The 22,009-nt window shown below is 72.0% G+C and carries 20 protein-coding genes and 1 pseudogene; 9 read left to right on the forward strand and 12 right to left on the reverse strand.

Going from position 1 to position 22,009, the window contains the following annotated elements; translation table 11 throughout:
• Positions 1-62: 62 nt before the first annotated feature.
• A complete protein-coding gene (locus QP939_RS49975; protein ID WP_285454004.1) occupies positions 63-623 on the forward strand; it encodes a dihydrofolate reductase family protein in 561 nt (186 codons plus the stop codon).
• Between the two features lie 40 nt (positions 624-663).
• On the opposite strand, the gene QP939_RS49980 is transcribed toward QP939_RS49975, so the two are convergent.
• Genes QP939_RS49980 through QP939_RS49995 form a run of 4 tightly spaced genes read right to left on the reverse strand, consistent with a single transcriptional unit; the run spans position 664 to position 6,220 of the window.
• Positions 664-1,227, reverse strand: a complete 564-nt coding sequence (locus QP939_RS49980) for a GTP-binding protein (RefSeq protein ID WP_285454006.1) — start codon at positions 1,225-1,227, stop codon at positions 664-666.
• A gap of 28 nt (positions 1,228-1,255) precedes the next feature.
• The gene (locus QP939_RS49985; RefSeq protein ID WP_285454007.1) at positions 1,256-1,975 is read right to left on the reverse strand and encodes a DUF742 domain-containing protein; all 720 of its coding nucleotides are present in this window, start codon (positions 1,973-1,975) and stop codon (positions 1,256-1,258) included.
• Positions 1,976-1,982: 7 nt separating this feature from the next.
• The gene (locus tag QP939_RS49990) at positions 1,983-2,435 is read right to left on the reverse strand and encodes a roadblock/LC7 domain-containing protein (protein ID WP_004561253.1); all 453 of its coding nucleotides are present in this window, start codon (positions 2,433-2,435) and stop codon (positions 1,983-1,985) included.
• Entirely contained in the window at positions 2,432-6,220 is a 3,789-nt protein-coding gene (locus QP939_RS49995; RefSeq protein ID WP_285460030.1) for a sensor histidine kinase, read from the reverse strand. The genes QP939_RS49990 and QP939_RS49995 overlap by 4 nt, the downstream gene beginning before the upstream one ends.
• 1,018 nt (positions 6,221-7,238) lie before the next feature.
• Between QP939_RS49995 and QP939_RS50000 the strand changes: the two genes are divergently transcribed.
• Positions 7,239-7,676, forward strand: coding sequence for a DUF485 domain-containing protein (locus tag QP939_RS50000; RefSeq protein WP_285454012.1), 438 nt, complete (start codon positions 7,239-7,241; stop codon positions 7,674-7,676).
• Positions 7,673-9,265 (forward strand): monocarboxylic acid transporter, encoded by a 1,593-nt coding sequence (locus QP939_RS50005; protein ID WP_285454013.1) that lies wholly within the window; start codon positions 7,673-7,675, stop codon positions 9,263-9,265. Before QP939_RS50000 ends, QP939_RS50005 begins: the two co-directional genes overlap by 4 nt.
• An 18-nt stretch (positions 9,266-9,283) precedes the next feature.
• Here the strand turns inward: QP939_RS50005 and QP939_RS50010 are convergent, their stop codons facing one another.
• A complete protein-coding gene (locus tag QP939_RS50010) occupies positions 9,284-9,850 on the reverse strand; it encodes a TetR/AcrR family transcriptional regulator (RefSeq protein ID WP_285454015.1) in 567 nt (188 codons plus the stop codon).
• A 134-nt stretch (positions 9,851-9,984) separates the two neighbouring features.
• On the opposite strand from QP939_RS50010, the gene QP939_RS50015 reads away from it, so the two are divergent.
• Entirely contained in the window at positions 9,985-11,409 is a 1,425-nt protein-coding gene (locus QP939_RS50015; RefSeq protein WP_285454016.1) for an MFS transporter, read from the forward strand.
• Here the strand turns inward: QP939_RS50015 and QP939_RS50020 are convergent.
• The 5 genes from QP939_RS50020 to QP939_RS50040 form a co-directional block, all read right to left on the reverse strand.
• Positions 11,387-11,731, reverse strand: a complete 345-nt coding sequence (locus QP939_RS50020) for a DUF3817 domain-containing protein (protein WP_285454018.1) — start codon at positions 11,729-11,731, stop codon at positions 11,387-11,389. The genes QP939_RS50015 and QP939_RS50020 overlap by 23 nt on opposite strands.
• 10 nt (positions 11,732-11,741) lie before the next feature.
• Positions 11,742-12,140 (reverse strand): hypothetical protein, encoded by a 399-nt coding sequence (locus QP939_RS50025; RefSeq protein WP_414641808.1) that lies wholly within the window; start codon positions 12,138-12,140, stop codon positions 11,742-11,744.
• 444 nt (positions 12,141-12,584) lie between these two features.
• A complete protein-coding gene (locus QP939_RS50030) occupies positions 12,585-13,484 on the reverse strand; it encodes a lytic transglycosylase domain-containing protein (protein ID WP_285454020.1) in 900 nt (299 codons plus the stop codon).
• 123 nt (positions 13,485-13,607) lie between these two features.
• The gene (locus QP939_RS50035; RefSeq protein WP_285454021.1) at positions 13,608-14,090 is read right to left on the reverse strand and encodes a helix-turn-helix transcriptional regulator; all 483 of its coding nucleotides are present in this window, start codon (positions 14,088-14,090) and stop codon (positions 13,608-13,610) included.
• 361 nt (positions 14,091-14,451) lie between these two features.
• Positions 14,452-14,619 carry a hypothetical protein gene (locus QP939_RS50040; protein WP_285454022.1) on the reverse strand — a complete coding sequence of 56 codons (168 nt, stop codon included), beginning with the start codon at positions 14,617-14,619 and terminating at the stop codon, positions 14,452-14,454.
• A gap of 103 nt (positions 14,620-14,722) precedes the next feature.
• Here QP939_RS50040 and QP939_RS50045 point away from each other — a divergent pair, with 103 nt between their 5' ends.
• Entirely contained in the window at positions 14,723-15,496 is a 774-nt protein-coding gene (locus QP939_RS50045) for a crotonase/enoyl-CoA hydratase family protein (RefSeq protein WP_285454023.1), read from the forward strand.
• A 170-nt stretch (positions 15,497-15,666) separates the two neighbouring features.
• Complete coding sequence (locus QP939_RS50050) at positions 15,667-16,197, forward strand: GNAT family N-acetyltransferase (protein ID WP_285454024.1); 531 nt, start codon at positions 15,667-15,669, stop codon at positions 16,195-16,197.
• On the opposite strand, the gene QP939_RS50055 is transcribed toward QP939_RS50050, so the two are convergent.
• Together QP939_RS50055 and QP939_RS50060 are read right to left on the reverse strand one after the other, a co-directional pair.
• Positions 16,194-17,330 (reverse strand): CaiB/BaiF CoA transferase family protein, encoded by a 1,137-nt coding sequence (locus QP939_RS50055; protein ID WP_285454025.1) that lies wholly within the window; start codon positions 17,328-17,330, stop codon positions 16,194-16,196. The genes QP939_RS50050 and QP939_RS50055 overlap by 4 nt on opposite strands.
• An 11-nt stretch (positions 17,331-17,341) precedes the next feature.
• Positions 17,342-18,433, reverse strand: coding sequence for an acyl-CoA dehydrogenase family protein (locus tag QP939_RS50060; RefSeq protein WP_434219698.1), 1,092 nt, complete (start codon positions 18,431-18,433; stop codon positions 17,342-17,344).
• Positions 18,434-18,586: 153 nt separating this feature from the next.
• On the opposite strand from QP939_RS50060, the gene QP939_RS50065 reads away from it, so the two are divergent.
• The 3 genes and pseudogenes from QP939_RS50065 to QP939_RS50075 all read left to right on the forward strand — a co-directional run bounded on the left by QP939_RS50065 (position 18,587) and on the right by QP939_RS50075 (position 22,003).
• The gene (locus tag QP939_RS50065; protein WP_285454026.1) at positions 18,587-19,204 is read left to right on the forward strand and encodes a TetR/AcrR family transcriptional regulator; all 618 of its coding nucleotides are present in this window, start codon (positions 18,587-18,589) and stop codon (positions 19,202-19,204) included.
• Positions 19,205-19,286: 82 nt separating this feature from the next.
• Positions 19,287-20,282 carry a hypothetical protein gene (locus QP939_RS50070; RefSeq protein ID WP_285454027.1) on the forward strand — a complete coding sequence of 332 codons (996 nt, stop codon included), beginning with the start codon at positions 19,287-19,289 and terminating at the stop codon, positions 20,280-20,282.
• Positions 20,283-20,391: 109 nt separating this feature from the next.
• Positions 20,392-22,003: pseudogene (locus tag QP939_RS50075) on the forward strand (succinic semialdehyde dehydrogenase).
• Positions 22,004-22,009: the final 6 nt, after the last annotated feature.

Raw genomic sequence — 22,009 nt, forward strand, 5'->3', positions numbered from 1 at the left:
GCCGTGTCCGGTCGGCGGCCCCGGCTCCGACCTCCCGGTGAACCCACCTCAGGAGGAACGGAATGCGCGAAATCGTCTACATGGTCCACACGTCGCTCGACGGCTGCGTCGAGGGCCCGAACGGCGAATTCGACTGGCCGGTGATGGGCCCCGAGCTGTCCGAGCACTCGCACGAGATGAGCGAGCGCTGCGGCGAGTTCGCCTACGGGCGCAAGGTCTGGGACATGATGGCGGCGTTCTGGCCGTCCGCCGAGACCATCTCGGACCACCCGCACGACATCGCGTTCGCGCCGATCTGGCGCGAGAAGCCGAAGGTCGTGTTCTCGCGGACGCTGGAGAAGGCGGACTGGAACACCCGCGTCGTCGGCGGCGACCTCGATGAAACCGTGGCGTCCCTGAAGGCCGAACCGGGCCGGGACCTGCTGCTCATGGGCGGCGCGGAGCTGGCCGCCGAGCTGACCGCGCGCGGCCTGATCGACGAGTACCTGGTGTTCGTGCACCCGGTCGTCCTCGGCGGCGCCAAGCGGCCGTTCGCCGAAGGCACCGCGCGACTGGGCCTCGAGCTCGTCGAATCGCGCGTCTACGACGGCCAGGTCGTGCTGCTGCGCCTGCGGCGCAAGTGAACGGCGCCGGGCCCGGGGTGCTCCCCGGGCCCGGACGGCGTCAGCGGGCCTTGGCCGCCCGGAGCGCGATCCACTGCCGCATCGCGTACTCGACCAACGTGATCAGCGTCTGCTTCGTCGACTCGCGGTCCCGGGCGTCGCAGCGGACGATCGGGATGTTCGGGTCGATCGACAGCGCCTCGCGGACGTCGTTGATGTCGTGCTCCAGTACGCCGTCGAACGTGTTGATGCCGACGATGTACGGCAGCCCCCGGTCCTCGAAGAAGTCGATCGGGGCGAACGAGTCGGCCAGCCGCCGCGTGTCGGCCAGCACGACGGCGCCGATCGCGCCGCGGACGAGGTCGTCCCACATGAACCAGAACCGCTGCTGCCCGGGCGTGCCGAACAGGTAGAGGATCAGGTCCGCGTCCAGCGACACCCGGCCGAAGTCCATCGCGACGGTCGTCGTCGACTTGCCCGGCGTGTGGTCGAGGTTGTCGACGCCGACACTGGCGTCGGTCATCATCGCCTCGGTGGTGAGCGGCACGATCTCCGACACCGACCCGACGAAGGTCGTCTTCCCCGCACCGAAACCGCCAGCCACCACGATCTTGGCGGATGTCATGGTCGGGGGCGCGGTGTCCCGCGGTGCCTTAAAGCCGACGGAGTCCACTCAAAACCCTTTCCATCAACACCAGATGTGCCTCGGCGCCGTCATTGCCCGATATCGTCTTGTGCACCGTGACCAGCCCCGCGTCGGCCGCGTCGCTGATCAGCACCCGGGCCACCCCCAGCGGTACCCGCAGTGCCGACACGATCTCGGCGACCGAACGGGGGGTCCGGCACTCTTCCATGATCGAGATGCACTCGATCTGCTCCGCGGCCACCTCGGGGAAGCCACCGGTGGCAGCGTAGTCCTTCGCGGAGATCAGCGTCTCCAGCTCCAGGGCGTAATTGGCCCGGGTGCGCCCGCCGGTCAGCGCGTAGGGCCGGACGATCGCCGTCAGCTCCTCGGGCGCGGGCGGCTGCTCGAACACCGCGGGCATGACGAACTCGCCACTGGGCGGCCCGGGGTCGAACAGGCCACCCGGTCTGGGGCTGTCCCCGTCGGTACTGCCGGGTGGAGAGACTAAAGAGGTCACATGATCTCCTTGGTCGGCCGACGGCGCTGGCGCCGGCGGATCCGCGGCCGCGTGCGCACCGGCGGCCGGGGGTGGCGGGGACTCCTTGCTCTTCTTGCGCTTCCGGCGGGCACGGCCGGAATCCAGGGTGAACCCGTTGAGGACGTCGGCGAACGTGCCGTCGTCCCCTGGAGTGGAGGCGTTGCTCCCCGCCTCCGGTGGCTCACCGAAAGATCCGGACCCCGTGCTCATCGCGCCATCATCCCACCGGTTCGCCGATCAGCGACCCCCCAGAGCCCTGGAGCTGGGCGCGCAGCTCCGGGGTCAGGATCTGGCCGACCCGGTCGACGAGCATCGTCATCTCGTAGGCGACCTGGCCGATGTCGCAGTTGGGGGCGGCGAGCACCGCGAGGCAGGAGCCGTCGCTGATCGACATCAGCACCATGATGCCCAGCTCCATCTCCACGACGGTCTCGTTGACCGCGCCCGCCTCGAAGCACCGGGCGGCGCCCTGGGTGAGGCTGACCAGGCCGGAGGCGACCGCGGCGAGCTGGTCGGCCCGGTCGAGCGGCAGCCGGTTCGACGCGGTCAGCAGCAGGCCGTCCGCCGAGACGACCACGGCGTGCGCCACACCGGGCACCCGCTCCGCGAAGTCGTTGACCAGCCAGCCGAACTGATTCTGCGTCGGCTGAGCGCTACTCGGCGAGGTCATTCACCCTCCAGTGTCTCGTGGTTGCTCTCGGTCGCCCGAGCGGTGCGGTGGCGCCCGCGCTCGATGCCCTGCTGGAAGCTGCGCAGGCGGCCGCGCACGTCGTGTGCGTCGCGTTGTGGTCGGGGGGCCGTGGCCCCGGTGGGCGGTCCGGCGCTGCCGGGGAGCAGTTGCTCCCCCCGACGGCGCCGGGGCAATCCTGCCGAAGTGAAGGTGGCGGGTGCCGACTGGGACACCGCTTGCACGGCCCGCCAGCCTTCATCGGTCCCGAAGTTCCATTCGGCGGTGGCCTCGACAACGGACTCTTCGTGGCGCGGAGCAGGAGTTTCCGGCGCGGCGGGCTTCCGGCTGGGCAGCGACGCGGGCGGCGCGGCGGGACGGCCGGACTCCTCGAAGACCGACCCCTGCCGCTGCCCGGAGTCCTGGGCTTCCTGGCTCGGCGGGACGGCGTCGGGCTGGGAACCGGCGAGGGCGGCGGGTTGCCGGGTGCCCGGCTCGGGGGCCTGGTGGTTGAGCCCGTTCGCCTGCGCGCCTGCCGCGGGGGCTTGCTGGCCCGGCTGGGGCAGCACGTTCGCCTGCGGGTCCGCCGCCGGGGTTTGCTGGTCCCGCTGGGGCAGACCATTCGCCTGCGCGCCTGCCACGGACTGCTGGCCCGGCTGCGGGAGGCCCGTGGACTGCGCGCCCGCCGGGGACTGCTGGCCCGCCTGGGCCAGGCCATTCGCCTGGGCGCCCGCCGCCGGAGCCTGCTGGCCCCGCTGGGGCAGGCCGTTCGCCTGCGGGTCCGCCGCGTCGGCCTGCCGGCTCGGCTGCGGGGAAGCAGGCGTGGCCTGCGGGCCGCCCTCGGCCGGAGGCTGCTGTCCCCGCTGCGGCAGGCCGTTCGCACCCGCCGAAGTCTGCTGACCTCGCTGGGGCAGCTGCTGTCCAGCCGTCTCCGGAGTCCCCTGCGCACTCGCCGCCGCTTGGCGGGCCTGCTTGCGGCCTCGGTTCACGCCCTGCTGGAAGCTGCTCAGCCGGCCGCGGACGTCCGCCGGGTCGCGGACCGGGAGCTCCGGGCGGGCCGGGGCCGCCGCCGGGGTGGCCGGGGCCGGCGGGTTCGGGGTCGCGCTGCCCGGCATCAGCTGCTCGCCGCGGCGGCGGCGCGGGAGCCCGGCCTCGGTGAACGCCGTCGGCTCTGCCTTCGAGCGCGCCTGGACCGTGCGGAAGTTCTCGTCGCTCGCGAAGTCCCAGCTGCGCGGCTCGGCGGCCGGCTTCTCCGCGGCTTCCGGCTCGGGCTTCTTCTCCTCCTCCGCGGGCGCGGCCGCGGGCTTGTCCTCGCGGAACCACGCCGACAGCATCTCGTCGAAGATCGGCGTCGTCTCCGACCGGTCCGGCGCCGGCTCCGGCTTCGGGGCCGGGGCGGGCGGGGTCGCCGTCGCCTCGCGCCACCAGTCGCTCAACGTCGTTTCGTTGGCGGAGAACAGGTCCTTGCCGGACGGCAGGTCCCCCGCGCGAGGGGGCTGCGGCACCGGGAGCACCGCGGGCACCGGCGGCAACGTCGGGCGCGGCGGCGGGGCGTCGTCGTCCTTCGGGATCGGGGCGAACAGCGCCGTCCCGGAGATCTCCAGGTCCGACGGCGGGCGCGGGGCGGCCGGGCCGTGGCCGTTCGACAACCCGGCCAGGTCGCTCGCCGACGGCCAGCGCTCCTCCCCCATCGCCGGCTGCGACGGGACCACCGGGCGCGGGCGGGACGTGCCGTTGACCTGGCGGCGCGGCAGCTGGTTGCCCGCCGCGGGGCTCGTCGGGTGCTGCTGGGGCGCGCCGATCGGGCCGGTCAGCGGGCCGTCGGTCACCGGCATCACCAGCTCCGCCGGCACCACCACCGTGGCGCGGACGCCGACGATGTCCTTGCCGCCGTGCAGCGACACCCCGATCCGGTGCCTGCTGGCCAGCCGCCCGACGACGAACAGGCCCATCCGGCGCGACGTCGCCAGGTCGACCGAGCCGGCCTCGGTCAGCCGGGTGTTCGCCTCGGCGACCTCGGCCTCGTTCATGCCGATGCCCTTGTCGAGGATGTCGATGTTCAGCGAGCCGTCTTCGCCGAGGCGCGAGGCCACTGTCACCGACGTCTCCGGCGCGGAGAACGCCGTCGCGTTGTCCAGCAGCTCGGCGACCAGGCGCATCAGGTCGCTCGCCGCGTACCCGACGATCCGGGCCGGGGGCGGCGGCTGCACCTGGACGCGCTGGTACTGCTCGATCTCCGACACGGCGGCGCGGAGCATGTCGGTGGTGCCGACCGGCTTCCCGGACCGGCGCCCCGGCTCGGCGCCCGAGAGCACCATCAGGTTCTCGTTGTTGCGCCGCATCCGGGTCGCGAGGTGGTCGAGCTGGAACAGCGTCGCCAGCTGGTCGGCGTCCTCCTCGTCCCGCTCGAGCTGCTCGATCAGCTGCAGCTGCCGCTGCACCAGGCTCTGGCTGCGCCGCGACAGGTTGACGAACACGCTGCCGTAGCCGGTGCGCATCGCGGCCTGCTCGGTCGCCAGCCGCAGCGCCTGGTGGTGCACCTTGTCGAAGGCGCGCGCCACTTCGCCGACCTCGTCGTCGGTCCGCACCGGCACCGGGACGACGGCCGTGCCCTGCGCGCGGCCCTCCTGGATGTTGCGGACCGCCTCGGGCAGCGCCGTCTCGGCGACGTCGAGAGCGCTGCGCCGCAACACCTTCAGCGAACGCAGCAGCTGGCGGGTGATGAGGAAGACGACCGCGACGGCCAGCACCATCGCGGCGAACAGCAGCACCGCGAGCAGGCCCGCGCCGCTGCTGGCCTCGTCGACCAGCTGCGTCGAGGTGGTCGACGCCGACGCGCCGAGCCGGTCGGCGACCTGGCCGATCTGCGTCCGCATCGCCGCCGACGCGGCGTTCCAGTCGGCGGCGGACAGCGCGCGGAAGGCGTCGTCCACCTTGTCGCCCTGCGCGTTCAGCACGGACTCGACCATCCGGGCCCGGCTCTGCGCCTGCGTGCCCTCGGCGATCGCGGCGAAGTCGCGCTGCAACGTGTCGCCCGCCGCGGAGCGGAAGTCGATGAGCCGGTCGGCCAGCCGCAGTTCGGCGGCGCGGAGGGTGGCCAGCTCGCTCGGGGTCAGCGATCCGCGCGCGATGCCGTAGGACACCATCGCCCGGCTCAGCGACACCTGCTCGCCGGCGACGAGCAGCTCGTGCAGCCCGGCCGGCGTGCCGCCGAGGGTGCCGTCGCCCGCGCCCGCGGTGGCCGCGGTGTCGAGGCTGATCAGGGATCCGGTGATGCCGGAGTAGGCGGTGACGGCCTGCGCCGGGTCGAGCTGGCCGCCGTCGACCTGGCGGCGGAGGAAGCCGAGGTTGCCGACCTGCGCGGTGGCGGCGCCGGCGGCACCGGCCACGCCGGGCTCGGCCTCGGCCGCGCGGGACTGCGCCGCGGTGAAGGGTTCGACCGCGGCGTCCGTCGCCTTGCGGGCCGCGGCCAGCTCGGGAGTGCCGCCGACGGTGCCCTCGGTGAGCATCGCCGCGGTGACCGTGCGCTCCTGCTGCAGCGCGCCGGTAAGCGCGCGTGTCTGGCCGCCGAGCGCGACGAGCCGGTCGAGCCGCTGGTACTCGTCCGAACGGTCGACCTGCGCGGCGATCGTGGCGATGCCGAGCACCAGCGCGAGGACGATGGGCACGACGGTGACGGCCGAAAGCTTGACGGGCAGGCTCCAGTCGCGCCACCGCACGAGGGCTCGCCACGCGTCCTTCCCCTTCGACCGCCGGGGTGCTCGGCCGAGCAGTTCCCCGACGGGCACCTGACCTTCTCCTGCAACGGTCACGTAAGTGACTCCCTGTCCGGCGTCATGGATCCGCGTCGGCGGCGCGGCGTCCCGGTTCGCGACGGGCCGGACGACGATCGCGTCGTCCCCGCCCTGCCGTTTCCCCGGCGCCCTCGCCCGTCCCCGGCAGCCCCGCCGTCCGCGCGCCCGTCGCCGGGCAGGCACCGTCCCGCCGTCCCGTGCCCGGGACTCTGCACGTGCACGGCGCAACTTGCGTTCTGCACGGTCGTCGAGATCAACTTTATCGGTGCCAATCGATCGCTGCGGTCAGCTGGGCCAAAGAATCGTACCCCCGGAGCCGGGTCGGTCAATTCTGTTCCCCGTTCGGTCGCTGACCTGCGAAAAGTGGTTTCGGAAGCGGGATGGGACACCGACATTGCGCCCCGGCGCCCCCGAAGAGGGAATTCCGGTTACCGGACGCGGTGTCGCGGACCATCCAGCCGTCACCCGATTAGACCACACAGGCCAACTCTATCCCTCGGACGATCTACACTCTGTACCCCCATCGGGTGGGTCAAGTCTCAAGATGTGCCCGATGTTGTGGCGTTCTCCTCAACCGTGCCCCGACCTGGTGATTTCTTTCGAGACCCGGTGCTGACCAGTGGATCTTCGCCGCCACGCCCGCACCCGGAGGACCCTCACCCGCCTTACCCGGACCCACTTCGGTCACCCCGCGTGACGGACGATCACGCACGTCCGGCAGTATTAACTCGTTCGCCGCAGTGCCCGGCCGAACGCGGCGACATCGCGTCACAATTCTTCTCATCATTACGGGTGATCTGCCCGTGATCTTCTGGCGAAACCCGCATTCGACACTTTCGACGGGAAACCGAATACCGCGCGTTCCGGGGCACCCGGACGACCGGCCGCCCGCCGACTCCGCCGGACGGAGTAGTTACGATGTTCGCCTCGCAGTCCGCAAGGGCGGCCCGGCGCACTGCCGCAGCAGGCGCATCGGGCCCGCCACCACGGAGGCACCCTGCCCGGAGGCACCATGTACGACGTCGCGCGTCCCGCGGCGGGCAACCCCCTCGAAGAGACCGGCCAGATGCCGGCCCTGTTCACCGGGGACCGCCCGTCCGGCGCCCAGCACCGCCACCCCGTCCCCCGCACGGGTCCCGACTACACCGGGATCCAGGCCAGCCGCGAGTTCGCCGCGCTGCGCCGCCGGTTCCGGGCGTTCGTCTTCCCGATGAGCTTCGCCTTCTTCGCCTGGTACATGACCTACGTGCTGCTCGCCGCGTACGCGCACGACTTCATGAGCCGCAAGGTGTTCGGGCAGGTCAACGTCGGCATCGTGCTCGGCATCGGGCAGTTCGCCAGCACGGCGCTGGTCACCTGGCTGTACCTGCGCTACGCGCGGCGCCGGATCGACCCGGCGGTCGCCGAGCTGCGGGCCCGCGCGGGCCTGCCGGACGGGCCGCGCCGATGACCGCGCTCGCCGAAAGCGGCGCACCCGCCAGCGACCCGATCGTCAACACCGCGGTGTTCGCCCTCTTCGTGGCGATCACGCTCTACGTCGTCTACCGGGCCAGCTCCCGGAACTCCTCGACGGCCGACTACTACGCCGCCGGCAGCGCGTTCACCGGCCGCCAGAACGGCATCGCCCTCTCCGGCGACTTCCTGTCCGCGGCCTCGTTCCTCGGCATCGCCGGCGCCATCGCGATCCACGGGTACGACGGCTTCCTATACTCCATCGGCTTCCTCGTCGCCTGGCTCGTCGACCTGCTGCTGATCGCCGAGCTGCTGCGCAACACCGGCCGGTTCACGATGGGCGACGTGCTGAGCTTCCGGATGAAGCAGCGCCCGGTCCGCGCGGCGGCGGCGACGTCGACGCTGGTCGTCTCCTTCTTCTACATGCTGGCGCAGATGGCGGGCGCCGGCGGCCTGGTCGCCCTGCTGCTCAACGTGCACTCCAAGCTCGGCCAGGCGCTGGTGATCGGCGTCGTCGGCCTGGTCATGGTGCTGTACGTGCTGGTCGGCGGGATGAAGGGCACCACGTGGGTGCAGATCATCAAGGCGACCATCCTGCTGCTGTGCGGCGCGCTGCTCACGGTGTTCCTGTTCGGCAAGTTCGGCTTCTCGTTCTCGAACCTGCTCTCCTCGGCGGCCGAGAAGAGCCCGCTCGGCGACAAGCTCCTCGAGCCGGGCGGCTCGTACGGCAAGAACGACACCACCAAGCTCGACTTCGTGTCGCTGGCGCTGGCGCTGGTCCTCGGCGCGGCGGCGCTGCCGCACGTGCTGATGCGCTTCTACACGGTGCCGAACTCCCGCGAGGCGCGGCGAAGCGTCGTGTGGGCGACGGCGTGCATGTTCGTGTTCTACCTGTGCACGCTGGTGATCGGCTTCGGCGCGGCCGCGCTGGTCGGCGCGGACGAGATCAAGGGCGCGCCGGGCGGCGAGAACTCGGCGGCACCGCTGCTGGCCCTGCACGTGGGCGGGACGCTGCTGCTCGGCATCATCGCCGCGGTGGCCTTCGCGACGATCCTCGCCGTGGTGGCCGGGCTGACGATCACCGCGTCGGCCTCGTTCGCCCACGACGTCTACGCGAACATCTTCAAGCACGGCAAGGCGGAACCGGCCGACGAGGTCCGGGTGGCGCGGCTGACCGCGATCGTCGTCGGGGCGCTGGCCATCATCGGCGGCGTGCTGGCGAACGGCCAGAACATCGCGTTCCTGGTGGCGCTGGCGTTCGCGGTGGCGGCGTCGGCGAACCTGTCGACGCTGCTGTACTCGCTGTTCTGGAAGCGGTTCAACACGACCGGCACGCTGTGGGGCATCTACGGCGGCCTGATCGCCTGCCTGCTGCTGGTGCTGTTCTCCCCGGTCGTCTCCGGCGCGCCGGACTCGATCTTCAAGAGCATCGACTTCGCCTGGTTCCCGCTGAAGAACCCGGGCCTGGTGTCGATCCCGTTCTCGTTCCTCTGCGGCTTCGTCGGCACCCTCGTCGGCAAGCCGAAGGCGGACGCGGACAAGCACGCCGAGATGGAGGTCCGGTCCCTCACCGGGATCGGCAGCTGATCACCCGGACGGCCTGCGTCACGCGCGCAGGCCGTCCAGGATCACGGCCAGCACCCGCTTGCCGTCCTCCTGGCTGCAGTTGCGCACGGCCATCCCCGCGCCGTGCCCCAGCCGGAGGACGTCGGCGCCGACGACGTCCGGCCGGACCAGTCCCGCGTCCTGCGCCGTCTCGACCAGCAGGCCGGTCGCCTCGCGCAGCCGCTTCTGGCAGTACTGGAACGTCTCCGAGCCGGAGTCGATCGACTCCTTGAGGATCGTCGCGAGCTTGTGCCGCTCGACGACCCAGGTCACCTGCGCGAGCAGCCACGCTTCGAGGGCCTCCCACGGCGGCAGCTCGTCGTGCAGCTCGAACGCGCGGTCGGCGAGCACCGCGATCTCGTCGCGGTAGACCGCTTCGAACAGCTTCTCCCGCGTCGGGAAGTGCCGGTAGAGGGTGCCCGCGCCGACGCCGGCCTTCTTGGCGACGTCGTCCAGCGGTACGTCGGCGCCGTGCGCGGTGAAGAGGTCCTTCGCCGTCGCGACGATGCGCTCGTAGTTGCGCTTGGCGTCCGCGCGCATCGGACGCTCCGAGCCCGCACCCGGCATCCCGGCCTCCTCGCCTTTAACCGGAGAGATTCTCCGAATTCACTTGCGCATCCGGAGACGCTCTCCATATTATCGGATCGCACCCAAGTGGAGAACGTCTCCGCTTCTTCTCTTACTCCTCGGGGGAGTATCCCTTGTCGCACCAAACGCTCGACCGCGCGCCCGCACCGGCGGCGCGCACGCGCAGCGGGCTGGTCCTCGCGATCATCCTGACCTGCCAGCTCATGCTCATCCTCGACGCGACCGTCATGAACGTCGCGCTCCCGCGCATCCAGAACGACCTCGGGTTCACCCCCACCGGCCTGTCCTGGGTGATGACGGCCTACAGCCTCGTCTTCGGTGGCCTGCTCCTGCTCGGCGGCCGGGCCGGCGACCTGTTCGGCAGGCGCCGGATGTTCGTCGCGGGCACCGCCCTGTTCACGCTCGCGTCGCTGGCCGGTGGCCTCGCGAACTCGGCCGGGCTGCTCATCGCCGCCCGCGTCCTGCAGGGCGTCGGCGCCGCGATGGCGGGCCCGAGCACCCTGGCCCTGGTCACGACGACGTTCACCGAGGCCAAGGCCCGCGTCCGCGCGCTGTCGCTGTTCTCCGCGATGTCCAGCGGCGGCTTCGCGATCGGCCTGATCGTCGGCGGCCTGCTCACCGAGTGGATCTCGTGGCGCGCGGCGCTGTTCATCAACGTCCCGTTCGGACTGGCGATCGTGCTGCTGGCCCCGCGGTTCGTCCCGGAGCCGGAACGCCGGCGCGCCCACCTCGACCTGCCCGGCGCGATCACCGGCACCCTCGGCGTCGGCTCCCTGGTGTTCGCCTTCACCCACGCGGCGTCCGACGGCTGGGTGAACCCGGTGACGCTCGGCTCGCTCGCCGCCGGCCTCGTGCTGCTGGCCGGGTTCGTCGCCATCGAGGCCCGCACCGCGATGCCGCTGGTCCCGCTGCGGCTGTTCGCCGACCGCAACCGCAGCGCGGCCTACGTCAGCTTCTTCTTCGGGCCGATGGCGATGATGTCGATGTTCTTCTTCCTCACCCAGTTCATGCAGGACATCCGGCACTTCGCCGCGCTGGCCACCGGGTTCGCGTTCCTGCCGATGGCGGTGCTGATCTTCACGATGAGCCGGCTCGTGCCGCGGCTGCTCCCGCGTTACGGGCCGAAGCCGCTGGCGGTCACCGGGTCCCTGCTGATGGTCTCCGGCGTCGGGTGGCTCGCCATGCTCACCACGGACAGCGCGTACTTCCCGGCGTTGTTCGGGCCGCTGCTGCTGATGGGCCTCGGTGGCGGGCTGGCGTTCGCGCCGCTCAACGTGATCGTCATGGCGACGGTGCCGACCGAGGACGCGGGCGCGGCGGGCGGCGTGCTGCAGACGATGCAGCAGGTCGGCAGCACGCTCGGGCTCGGCGTGCTGGTCACGGTGTTCGGCTCGGTGACCCGCTCGGCGGGCACGACGGGAGCTCAGCTCACGGTCGACGGCATGACGGCGGCGTTCGCCACGGCCGCGGTGTTCGCGGCGGGCACGTTCCTGGTGGCGCTGACGTTCCGCCGGGCTACAGCTTCTGCCCGGCCTTGACCTTGTGCGTCACCCGGCGCTCGACGAGGAACGAGACGAACGGGACGCAGCCGGCCAGCAGCACCAGCACGGTGCCCTTGATCGACCAGCGGGCCTTGATCGCCAGGTCGATGGTCAGCACCAGGTAGATCATGTAGAGGACGCCGTGGATCGGCGAGTACACCGCGGACGGCGTCGGGTTGTCGAAGCCGTACCGCAGCACCATCACGAAGCACAGGCCGAGCAGGCCGACACCGGTGACGTAGGCGGCGGTGCGGAACCGGACGAGGGGGCCGGCGAGCGGCACCGCCGTCCGGGCGGCACCTTCGGTGCTGGTGGTCATCGGGTCGTCCTCACTCTGCGGCCTGCTGGTCGCGGGCGTTCAGCTCGCGCAGGTAACGGTTGTACGCGGCCAGCTCCTCGTCCTCGTCCGTGACTTTCACGTCCGGCCGGGGACGGGGGGCGGGCACCTCGGCGACGGGCGCCGGCTTCGGCTTCTCGTCCGCGGTCCCGTCGGCCTCGGCCTTCAGCCGGAGCTTGCGGATCCGCCAGAACATGAAGGCGGGGAACAGTCCGAACAGCGGCCACTGCAGGACGTAGCCGAGGTTCTGGAAGGTGCCGTTCGCGGAGGTGAAGCGGTCCCACTGCCACCAGGCGAGCCCGCAGCAGACGAGCAGGCTCACCAGGCAGGTCGCGATGATCGCGATCCGCCGCCCCCAGGGGGACGCGGCCGGTGGCGGGGAAGCTGGCACGCTTCGACGCTAGCACTGGACGGCTGAGAGCCGGCCGCCGACCGCGCTGCGCGTGGCCCCGCTCTCAGCCTGGCCGGGCGTGCTGAAGGGGACGTTCATCGCATCTGATGCGGTGAAGGGTCCTTTCCTGTCATGTGGTGAGACGAAAGGACCCTTCAGCCCGGGTCGGCCGCCGCGGGGTGTGGCCGGGCTCGGCACGGCTTCCGCCGCCGCGCGGCGAGTGGCCCGGGCGTGGCCGGTTCCCCCGGCGCCGCGAGCGGGCCGGAGTGGGCGCGCGGCCCGGGTTCGGGCTCCCGCCGCCGCCGCGCCGCGGCGGCCTCGGGGCGTGCGGCCCGCTCGGCTGGATTCCCCCGGCGCCGCCACCGGGCCGGAGTGCGCCGCGAAGCGCGCGCCACGGCCTCCGCCGGATTCTCCGGGCGCCGCGGCGGCCGAATAACCCCGCGCTCAGCCTCGACCGCGCACCGACTGGGCCGCCTTCGCGTACCCGTCCGCCAGGCCGAACACTTTCTGCGCGTACTCCGTCGAGTTGTTGTACGACAGGATCCCGGCCCACCACCCGCTCGGGCTGGCCATGTCCCGCCCGCCCGCGCACAGGTAGCGCGCCGCGGCCAAGGCGGCGTCGTCGATCTGCTGGGGGTCGCCGAGGCCGTCGCCGTTTCCGTCGGAAGCCCATTTGCGCCACGTTCCCGGGATGAACTGCATCGGCCCGACCGCGCGGTCGACCCCCGCGTCACCGTCGTAGCGGCCGCCGTCGGTGTCGCCGATCGCCTGGACTCCCGCCGACCCGTCGAGCGGGACGCCGATGATCGGCTTCGACGGCCGTCCGTCCGCGCCGAGGACCGCGCCCGCGTATTGGCCGTGGTTCGACTCGATGCGGCCGATGCCGGCCAGCGTCGCCCACGAGATCTTGCACTTCGGCTGGTCCGCACGCATCGCCAGCTCCGCGTTGCCGTACGCCTGCAACGCCCGTGCCGGGACGCTCGAGGCCGCCGCGACCTGGCTCGCCCACTGGGAAAGGGTCGCCGGGCCGGTGCTGCGGGCCTGCTGGGGTGACGTCTGCTGCTCGGCCCCGCCCGCGACGGCACCCCCGGCGGGGGCGACCGAACCCGGGCGGACGTCGGCCGCCTTCACCTGCAACGCGGGGATTTCGGTGGTGAGCGGGCTCGCCTCCGGCGTCGACGCGCGGGTCACGAACCAGATCCCGCCGCCGGCCACGGCCAGCACCGCGACGACGACCCCCAGCCGGGTGAGCACCGCCACACCCGAGGAGCGTGACGCGGGGGCGGCTTCGCCGGCGCTTTCGCCGGCCTGGTCGTCCTCGGTCTTCTCGCTACTCGTGCGCACGAAACTCCGGTCCTCCAGCGTGATGTCGACGAACTGTCAACGAGCCCGCGCAGGTTAGCGTTACGCGGACCGTCGACATCGTCTCGGCACGCCGGTTCACCCGGCCGAGTGGATCTCGTCCCGTCAGGCGGACTTCTGCTGACGCGCCAGCCGCGCCACGCACCAGGCCGGGGCGCTGCCGCGGCGCAGGTGCTGCAAGACGGTCATCGGCCCGAGCCGGCGGCTCAGGTCGGACGGCGCGAGCCCGGCCGCCCGGTAGTCGAGGGCCCGCTGGTCGAGCGGGCTGATGCCGGCGTCCCACCACTCTTCGGCTTCGGCGACGCCGCCGACCATCTGCCACCAGCCCGCGGCGGCGGTAAGGAGCTCTTCGGGCACCTCCGGCAGCCGCCGGCGCATGGCGTCGAGGTAGCCGGGGTCGGCCGACTCGACGGGGACGAACCGCGACTGCCCGGTCCGGGCACGCTGGCCGGGGATGCCCGGGGCCTGCGCCGGCGCGTCGGCCAGCCACGCGGACGCGATGCGGTCGACCTCCTGCTCCTCCGGGGTCCGCTCGCGTTCGGCGGCCCACTGCCGGATCAACGCGTCCACTCCGGGATCTCCGGTCATCCCTGCCTCCTTGTAGGTCCCCGACGGACAGGCCCTGACACCTGTCCCACGCGGTGGTGCCGCACGCACCCACCTGCACCTTGCTGAGTGGAAACTGCCTGCGTACCGGGGTTCTCCGAGGGGGAAGCCGAACCACCCGATCACGCAATGTGAGCACCGTAGGGCCGGGGTGGTCTCCTTCGCCAGACCCCCGCTGCCACGAATTCGCCGACCTGCGCGTTTTCAGCCGCAATCCACCCGGATGGTCGAGTGCCGGGGTCCGAAATCCGAGATTGGTGACACTGGGTGATTTACCGTCCGCTAACACGCACGGTGACCACCGGCGCCGCCCGAAGCGGTGCCGGTGCGGGTTCGTGCGAGGTCAGGAGAAGAGCGTCCGGAAGAACGTGACGATCGCTTCGGCGCCGTCCTTGAGCCAGCCGAGCACGCGGTGCACGAAGTCGGCGGACTGGTGGGGCTGGGTGATCAGGAAGAACAGCACGAGCGCGACCACACCCACGATGAGAATCTTCTTCACGCCGCTCGACATGCGCTTCCTCCCCGGCTCGCCGTCCCCGTCCTGGGAGTGGCCACGCCAATACTCTAGGGAAGGCTTGCCCGGAAGACACCCCGATCAACCCCTAGGAGCCGCGATGAGCCGGAACGTGCTGGTCGAGCGGGACGGCGTGGTGACGACGATCACCATCGACCGCCCGGCCGCCCGCAACGCCGTCGACGGGCCGACGGCGGCCGAGCTGGCCGACGCGTTCCGCGCGTTCGACGCCGACCCCGACGCGGCCGTCGCGGTGCTGACCGGCGCGGGCGGCGCGTTCTGCGCGGGCGCGGACCTCAAGGCGATCGGCACCGACCGGATGAACCGCACGCACCCGGACGGGGACGGCCCGATGGGCCCGACCCGGATGCGGCTGGGCAAGCCGGTGATCGCCGCGGTGCACGGGCACGCCGTCGCGGGCGGGCTGGAGCTGGCGCTGTGGTGCGACCTGCGCGTCGCGGACGCCACGGCGGTGTTCGGGGTGTTCTGCCGCCGCTGGGGCGTGCCGCTGATCGACGGCGGCACGGTGCGGCTGCCGCGGTTGATCGGCCAGTCGCGGGCGATGGACCTGATCCTGACGGGCCGCCCGGTCGAAGCGGACGAAGCGTTGTCGATCGGCTTGGCGAACCGCCTGGTCCCGGCGGGCGAGGCGGTGTCGGCGGCGCAGGAGCTGGCGCGGCAGATCGCGGCGTTCCCGCAGGTGTGCCTGCGCGGCGATCGGCTGTCGGCGCTGGAGCAGTGGGGCAAGTCCGAAGAGGACGCGCTGGCGGGAGAGTTCGGCGCGGCGATGGCGGCGAACGTCCTGGCGGCGGAAGCGGCGGACGGCGCGGCCCGGTTCAGCGGCGGCGAAGGTCGCCACGGCAGCTTCGGCTGAAGCGCGCTGAAGGGGACTTTCCTGGCATCAGATGCGAGGAAAGTCCCCTTCAGCGCATCAGATGCGACGAACGTCCCCTTCAGCTCACGGACCGCGACGGCGTATCACCCGAGAGGCTGGATCGCGACTCGGCCCCGCGGTTCCGGTCAAGCGGCCGATAAGGTCGCCGGATGGACGACGACGTCTCCGGAGTCGAACTGCGGCCCGTGGCCGAAAGCGATCTCGACCTGCTGGACCGGCTCACCAACGATCCCATCGCCGCCGGGGAGCACCAGTGGTTCGGCTGGCACGATCCCGGCTACTTGCGCCGCCGGTGGCACGAAACCGGGATGCTCACCCCCGACAGCGGCATGCTCGTCCCGACGCTCGGCGGCCGCGTCCTCGGGCTCGTCTCGTGGCACCGCAGCCGCACCGGGCCGACGTCCTACTGCTGGAACATGGGCCTCGTGCTGGCGCCGGAGGCCCGCGGCCACGGCTACGGCACCGAAGCCCAGCGCCTGCTCGTCGAATACCTCTTCGCGCACACCCAGCTCAACCGGGTCGAAGCGACGACCGAGGTCGACAACCGCGCCGAACAACGCTCGCTCGAGAAAGCCGGCTTCACCCGCGAAGGCGTGCTTCGCGGGTACGGCTTCCGGGACGGCGAGTGGCGCGACAACGTCGTCTACTCGGTCGTGCGCTCCGACCTCGAGAAGAACTAGGCGATCACCCCGGCTTCACGCAGCGGTCCCAGGTCCGTGACGCCCAGCTCGGCGAGCACGGCCTCGGTGTCGGATCCCTTGGGACGCGGGGCTTCCGGCGTCGACGGCGGCGTCCGGTCGAACCGCGGTGCCGGCGCGGGCTGCACCATCCCGCCGATCTCGACGAACGTGCCGCGCGCCGCGTTGTGCGGGTGCGACGCCGCTTCCTCCGGCGACAGCACCGGCGTCAAGCACGCGTCGGTGCCTTCCGCACGCGCGACGAGCTCGTCGCGGGTGTGCTTGGCGATCGCCCCGGCCACGATCTCGCGCAGCTTGGGCCACTGCGACTTGTCGATGTGCAGCGGCAGCTCCGCCGGGTCCAGCTCGAGGACCTTGACCAGCTCGCCCCAGAACCGCATCTCGATCGCGCCGACGGCGACGTACTTGCCGTCGGCGGTCTCGTACGTGTCGTAGAACGGCGCGCCGCCGTCGAGCATGTTCTCGCCGCGCTCGTCGGACCAGAGCCCGGCCGCCTTGATGCCGTGGAGGCTCGTGGTGAGCAGGGCGGCGCCGTCGACCATCGACGCGTCGACGACCTGGCCGCGCCCCGAGGTGTTCCGCTCGTACAGCGCCGCCAGGATGCCCATCGCCAGCAGCAGCCCGCCGCCGCCGAAGTCGCCGATCAGGTTGAGCGGCGGCACCGGCCGCTCGCCCGCGCGCCCGATCGGTTCGAGTGCGCCCGCGATGCCGATGTAGTTGATGTCGTGGCCGGCCGCGGACGCCAGCGGCCCGTCCTGGCCCCAGCCGGTCATCCGGCCGTAGACCAGCCGCGGGTTGCGGGCGTGCACGACGTCGGGGCCGAGCCCGATCCGCTCGGCGACACCCGGCCGGAAGCCCTCGATGAGGACGTCGGCGGTGTCGCACAGCTTCAGCACCAGCTCGACGCCCTTGGGGGTCTTGGTGTTGATGCCGACCGACCGGCGGCCGCGGGCGAGCGGGTCGGTCTGGATGCCGAGCACGTCTTCCCCCGGCTGGGCGCGGTCGACGCGGACGACTTCGGCGCCGAGGTCGGCGAGGATCATCGTGGCGAACGGGCCGGGCGCGAGCCCGGCCAGCTCGACCACCTTCAGGCCGCTGAGCGGACCTGCCTTCATGTCGGGTCCTTTCAGAGCGAGCGGGAGATGATTTCCTTCATGATCTCGCTGGTGCCGCCGAAGATCCGCGAGATGCGGACGTCGGCCCAGGCGCGCGCGATCGGGTACTCGGTCATGTAGCCGTAGCCGCCGAAGAGCTGGACGCAGTCGTCGATGACCTTGTTGACGCGCTCGGTGGTCCACAGCTTCGCCGTCGCCGCGCCCTGGACGTCGAGCTCGCCCTTGAGGTGGCGTTCGATGCACTGGTCGAGGAACGCCCGCGCCACCGCGGCTTCGGTCGCCGCTTCGGCGAGCTTGAACTTGGTGTTCTGGAAGGAGAAGATCGGCCGGCCGAACGCCGTGCGCTCCTTGGTGTACTCCAGCGTGAGGTCGACCGCCGCCTCCAGCCCGGCCACCGCGGTGACCGCGATGATCAGCCGTTCCTGCGGCAGCTGCAGCATCAGCTGGATGAAGCCCTGGCCCTCGGCGTCGCCGAGGAGGTTGGCGGCGGGCACGCGGACGTCGTCGAAGAACAGTTCGGCGGTGTCCTGGCCCTTGAGGCCGACCTTGTCGAGGACGCGGCCGCGGCGGAAGCCCGGCGTGTCGGTCTCGACGACGATCAGCGAGACGCCCTGCGCGCCCGCGTCCGGGTCGGTCTTGCACGCGACCACCACGAGGTCGGCGTGGAGCCCGTTGGTGATGAACGTCTTCGCGCCGTTGAGGACGTAGTGGTCGCCGTCGCGGACCGCGCGCGTCTTGATGCCCTGCAGGTCGGAGCCGGTGCCGGGCTCGGTCATCGCGATCGCGCCGACCATCTCGCCGCTGGCCATCTTCGGCAGCCACTCGCGCTTCTTCTCTTCCGAGGCGTAGGCGAGCAGGTAGTGCGCGACGATTCCATTGTGGACGGTGACGCCCCACGCGCTGTCGCCCGCGCGCGCCTGCTCTTCGTAGAGCACGGCCTCGTGGGCGAAGGTGCCGCCGCCCCCGCCGTACTCCTCGGGGATGGACAGGCAGAGCAGGCCGACCTCGCCCGCCTTGGTCCAGAACTCGCGGTCCACCTTCTTTTCGGCGGCCCAGCGTTCCTGGTGCGGGACGGCCTCCTTCTGCAGGAACGACCGCGACAGCTCGCGGAGATCTTCGAGCTCGGTCGTGCTCCAGGAGCCTTCGGGAGTTGCAGCGGCACGGGACCCTCCTGCTGGAAAACATGACGATCAGCATGTAAGTTCTCTGCGGAATGTACATCCGTTCCGGCCTGTAGGTAAAGCAGGGAGGCCGAAGTGACCGAGACGGCACACCGGACCCAGGCGCAGCGGCGCGAACAGACGCGCACGGCGTTGCTCGACGCCACCATCGACTGCCTGGTGGACGTCGGGTACGCGCGCACCTCGGTCCAGGAGATCTGCGCCCGCGCCGGCGTGTCGAAGGGGGCGGTGCAGCACCACTTCACCGCGAAGGCCGAGCTGATGGCGGCCGCGGTCGAGCACCTGACGACGAAGCTGCGCAACCAGCTCGCCGCGTCGCTCGCGGAGCTGCCGGGCGGCGGAACCGGTGTCGCCGCCGCGATCGACCTGCTGTGGACCGGCTACTCCGGCACCCTTTCGACCGCGGTCACCGAGCTGTGGGTCGCCGCCCGGACCGATCCCGAGCTGCGCGCGGCCATCCGCCCGGTCGACCGCGCGCTCGGCCGCGCCACCCTCGAACACGTCACGCAGGTGGCGGGCGAGCTGCCGCCCGAACGCGCCGAAATGCTGTTCTGGCTCACCGTGAACCTCACGCGCGGGCTGGCGCTGGACGCCGAGCTCGGCGGCGACCCGAACCGGCGGCGGCAGCTGCTGGAGGAGTGGAAGCGGATCGCCGTCCTGCTCTACCAGGACGCCACGACTGCGCCGAGCTGACCAGCGCGGCGGCACAAGGCTGCTTTGCCCCTTATCCCGCAGGCGGATTCGTGGTCCAATCCCCCGGACGAGGGGAGCTTCGATGACCGCCCCGTACCCGTACGCCCCACCACCCGCCCCGACCGCCGACCCGAACTCGGTCGTCCGGCTGCTCGCCGGGATCCTCGGCCTGCTGGCCGCGGCGCTCGTGCTGGCGGGTTCGTTCCTGCCGCAGACGTCGTTCGAGCAGATCGTCGACGGCAAGACCGAGAGCCAGCTGGCGATCAGCGCCTGGTCACGCTCGTTCGACGTCGAGCCCAGCGACGAGGCCAAGGCCTTCTACGACAAGACCCACGTGGCGCGCTACGGCATCCCGCTCACCGCGGGTGCGGTGGTGCTGCTGGCCGGGGCCGGGCTGGCGTTCGCCGGGGCCCGCCGCTCGGCGGGTGCCGGGGTGCGCTCGGGCGCCCGGACCGCGCTGGTCGCCGGGGGCGCCGGGGTGACCGCGGCCGTGTGGATGCTCGGCATGGACGTCTCGGCGACGTTGAGCTACGAGTCCGACGAAGGCTCGGTCAAGTCGCACTACGCGACGGGGACGGGCTTCTGGCTGCTCCTCGGCGGCGGAGTCGTCGCCTTGCTGGTGGTGGTGTTCGCGATCTTGGCCGGACGACGCGGGCGCGCCGCCGGGCCGCCGCCCCAGCAGCAGCAGTCGCGGCCGTATCCGGCTCCGCCGCGGCAGTTCGCGGGGTATCCGGGCGGGCCGCCGCACCCCGGCGGGCAGCCTTACCCGGGTGGGCCGCCGTCACAGCCGTTCCCCGCTCAAGGCGGTCCGGGACCGCGGCCCGGTGGTCCGCAGTCGCACCCGTTCCCGGCCCAAGGCGGCCCGATCTCGCAGCCGTTCCCGGCGCGGCCCGAGCCCGCGACCCCGCCGCGGGGCGAGTCCATGCCGCCGTCCCCCGCGCAGCCGGGCGACTTGTCGGCGCGCAACGAAGACCCCTATGGCGAGGCGACCCAGGCGCACCCGCCGCCGTCGGCGGAACCGGCGTCGCCGACCGAGCCGAATTACCAGCTGCCGCCCCTCAAGCCTCCCAATACATGAAACATTTTCACATCAGACTGGACATCTGACGTACCGACGGTATGGTGTACTCGTCGGTAACCCCTGCGCGGCGTCGCGCGGACTCCGGACGCCGCGGAACGGAGACGTCATGACCAGCACGACCCCCGCGAACGCGGTCGAAGCCACGCCCCTGCCGCCGACCGTCGGCGGCGTCGCCGGGGCGCCCGGCTCGGCGCGGGCGGCCCAGCTCGTCGCCCGCGTGGCGGGCGGCGCGGACTCGGCCCCGATCCGGATGCACGCGCCCTTCACCGGGCAACCGATCGCGACGCTGCCCCAGGCCACCGACACCGACGTCCGCGCGGTCTTCGCGCGCGCCCGCACCGCCCAGCGCGCCTGGGCCGAGCACTCCCCCGCCGAGCGCGCCCGCGTCCTCACCCGCCTGCACGACCTGGTCCTGGCCCGCCAGGACGAGGTGCTCGACCTGGTCCAGGTCGAGGCGGGCAAGGCGCGGCTCGACGCGTTCGACGAGGTCAGCGCGACCGCGCTGGTCGCGGCCTACTACGGCAAGCACGCCGCGAAGATCCTCGCCCCGCGCCGCGTCGCCGGGGTCATCCCCGGCCTGACCCGGGCCGGCGAGATCCGGCACCCCAAGGGCGTCGTCGGGATCATCTCGCCGTGGAACTACCCCCTGGCCCTGACCGCGATGGATGTCCTCCCGGCGCTGGCCGCGGGCAACGCCGTCGTGCAGAAGCCGGACAACCAGACCGCGCTCTCCGCGCTGTGGCTGCACGAGCTCGCCGAGGAGGCCGGGCTGCCCGCCGGGACGTGGCAGATCGTCCTCGGCCGCGGCTCGAAGATCGGCACCGCGCTGGTCGAGGAGTCGGACTACCTCTGCTTCACCGGCTCCACGCCGACCGGCAAGGAGCTGGCCGGCCAGGTGGCGAAGCGGCTGACGTCGTACTCGCTCGAAGCTCGGCGGCAAGAACCCGATGATCGTGCTGCCCGACGCCGACGTCGCGAAGGCCGCGACCGGCGCGGTGACGGCGTGCTTCTCCTCGGCCGGGCAGCTGTGCGTTTCGGTCGAGCGGATCTACGTGCACGAGAGCATCCGCGACGAGTTCACCCGCGCGTTCGTGGCCCGCACGGCCGCGCTGAAGCTCGGCGGCGCGCTGGACTACCACGCCCAGATGGGTTCGCTGACCTCGGAAGACCAGCTCGCGACCGTGTCGGCGCACGTCGAGGACGCCCGCGCGAAGGGCGCTTCGGTGCTCACCGGCGGCCGCGCCCGGCCCGACCTCGGGCCGCTGTTCTACGAGCCGACGGTGCTGTCGGGCGTCACCCCGGACATGCTGCCGTTCGCCGAGGAGACGTTCGGGCCGGTGGTGTCGATCTACGGCTACACCGACGTCACCGAGGCCATCGACCGGGCCAACGACACGCCGTTCGGGCTCAACGCGAGTGTGTGGTCCCGCAACGGCCGCGCGGGCTGGGAGGTCGCGGCGCGCCTGAAGGCCGGGACGGTCAACGTGAACGAGGGCTACGCGGCGACGTTCGGCAGCGTCGGCGTGCCGATGGGCGGCATGAAGGACTCCGGCGTCGGCCGCCGCAACGGCGCCGAAGGCCTGCTGAAGTACACGGAGTCCCAGTCGATCGCGCTGCAGCGCGGCCTGGCCCTGCGCCCGCCGAAGGGCGTGCCGGGATCGGTGTGGTCGCGCGGGATGACTTTCGGGATCAAGGCGTTGCGCCGCCTCCCGCGCTGACCGGCG

Origin of the sequence: Amycolatopsis nalaikhensis (genome assembly GCF_030264295.1) — a bacterium.
GTDB lineage: Bacteria > Actinomycetota > Actinomycetes > Mycobacteriales > Pseudonocardiaceae > Amycolatopsis > Amycolatopsis nalaikhensis.

Bases quoted from the DNA above. Each gene is read 5' to 3' on its own strand.
- QP939_RS49975 (WP_285454004.1), top strand. From the start codon at position 63: ATGCGCGAAATCGTCTACATGGTCCACACGTCGCTCGACGGCTGCGTC.
- QP939_RS50020 (WP_285454018.1), bottom strand. From the start codon at position 11,731: ATGACCACCAGCACCGAAGGTGCCGCCCGGACGGCGGTGCCGCTCGCC.
- QP939_RS50035 (WP_285454021.1), bottom strand. From the start codon at position 14,090: ATGACCGGAGATCCCGGAGTGGACGCGTTGATCCGGCAGTGGGCCGCC.
- QP939_RS50070 (WP_285454027.1), top strand. From the start codon at position 19,287: ATGACCGCCCCGTACCCGTACGCCCCACCACCCGCCCCGACCGCCGAC.
- QP939_RS50055 (WP_285454025.1), bottom strand. From the start codon at position 17,330: ATGAAGGCAGGTCCGCTCAGCGGCCTGAAGGTGGTCGAGCTGGCCGGG.
- QP939_RS50000 (WP_285454012.1), top strand. From the start codon at position 7,239: ATGTACGACGTCGCGCGTCCCGCGGCGGGCAACCCCCTCGAAGAGACC.
- QP939_RS50040 (WP_285454022.1), bottom strand. From the start codon at position 14,619: ATGTCGAGCGGCGTGAAGAAGATTCTCATCGTGGGTGTGGTCGCGCTC.
- QP939_RS49990 (WP_004561253.1), bottom strand. From the start codon at position 2,435: ATGACCTCGCCGAGTAGCGCTCAGCCGACGCAGAATCAGTTCGGCTGG.
- QP939_RS50005 (WP_285454013.1), top strand. From the start codon at position 7,673: ATGACCGCGCTCGCCGAAAGCGGCGCACCCGCCAGCGACCCGATCGTC.
- QP939_RS50050 (WP_285454024.1), top strand. From the start codon at position 15,667: ATGGACGACGACGTCTCCGGAGTCGAACTGCGGCCCGTGGCCGAAAGC.
- QP939_RS49985 (WP_285454007.1), bottom strand. From the start codon at position 1,975: ATGAGCACGGGGTCCGGATCTTTCGGTGAGCCACCGGAGGCGGGGAGC.
- QP939_RS50045 (WP_285454023.1), top strand. From the start codon at position 14,723: ATGAGCCGGAACGTGCTGGTCGAGCGGGACGGCGTGGTGACGACGATC.
- QP939_RS50010 (WP_285454015.1), bottom strand. From the start codon at position 9,850: ATGCCGGGTGCGGGCTCGGAGCGTCCGATGCGCGCGGACGCCAAGCGC.
- QP939_RS49980 (WP_285454006.1), bottom strand. From the start codon at position 1,227: ATGACATCCGCCAAGATCGTGGTGGCTGGCGGTTTCGGTGCGGGGAAG.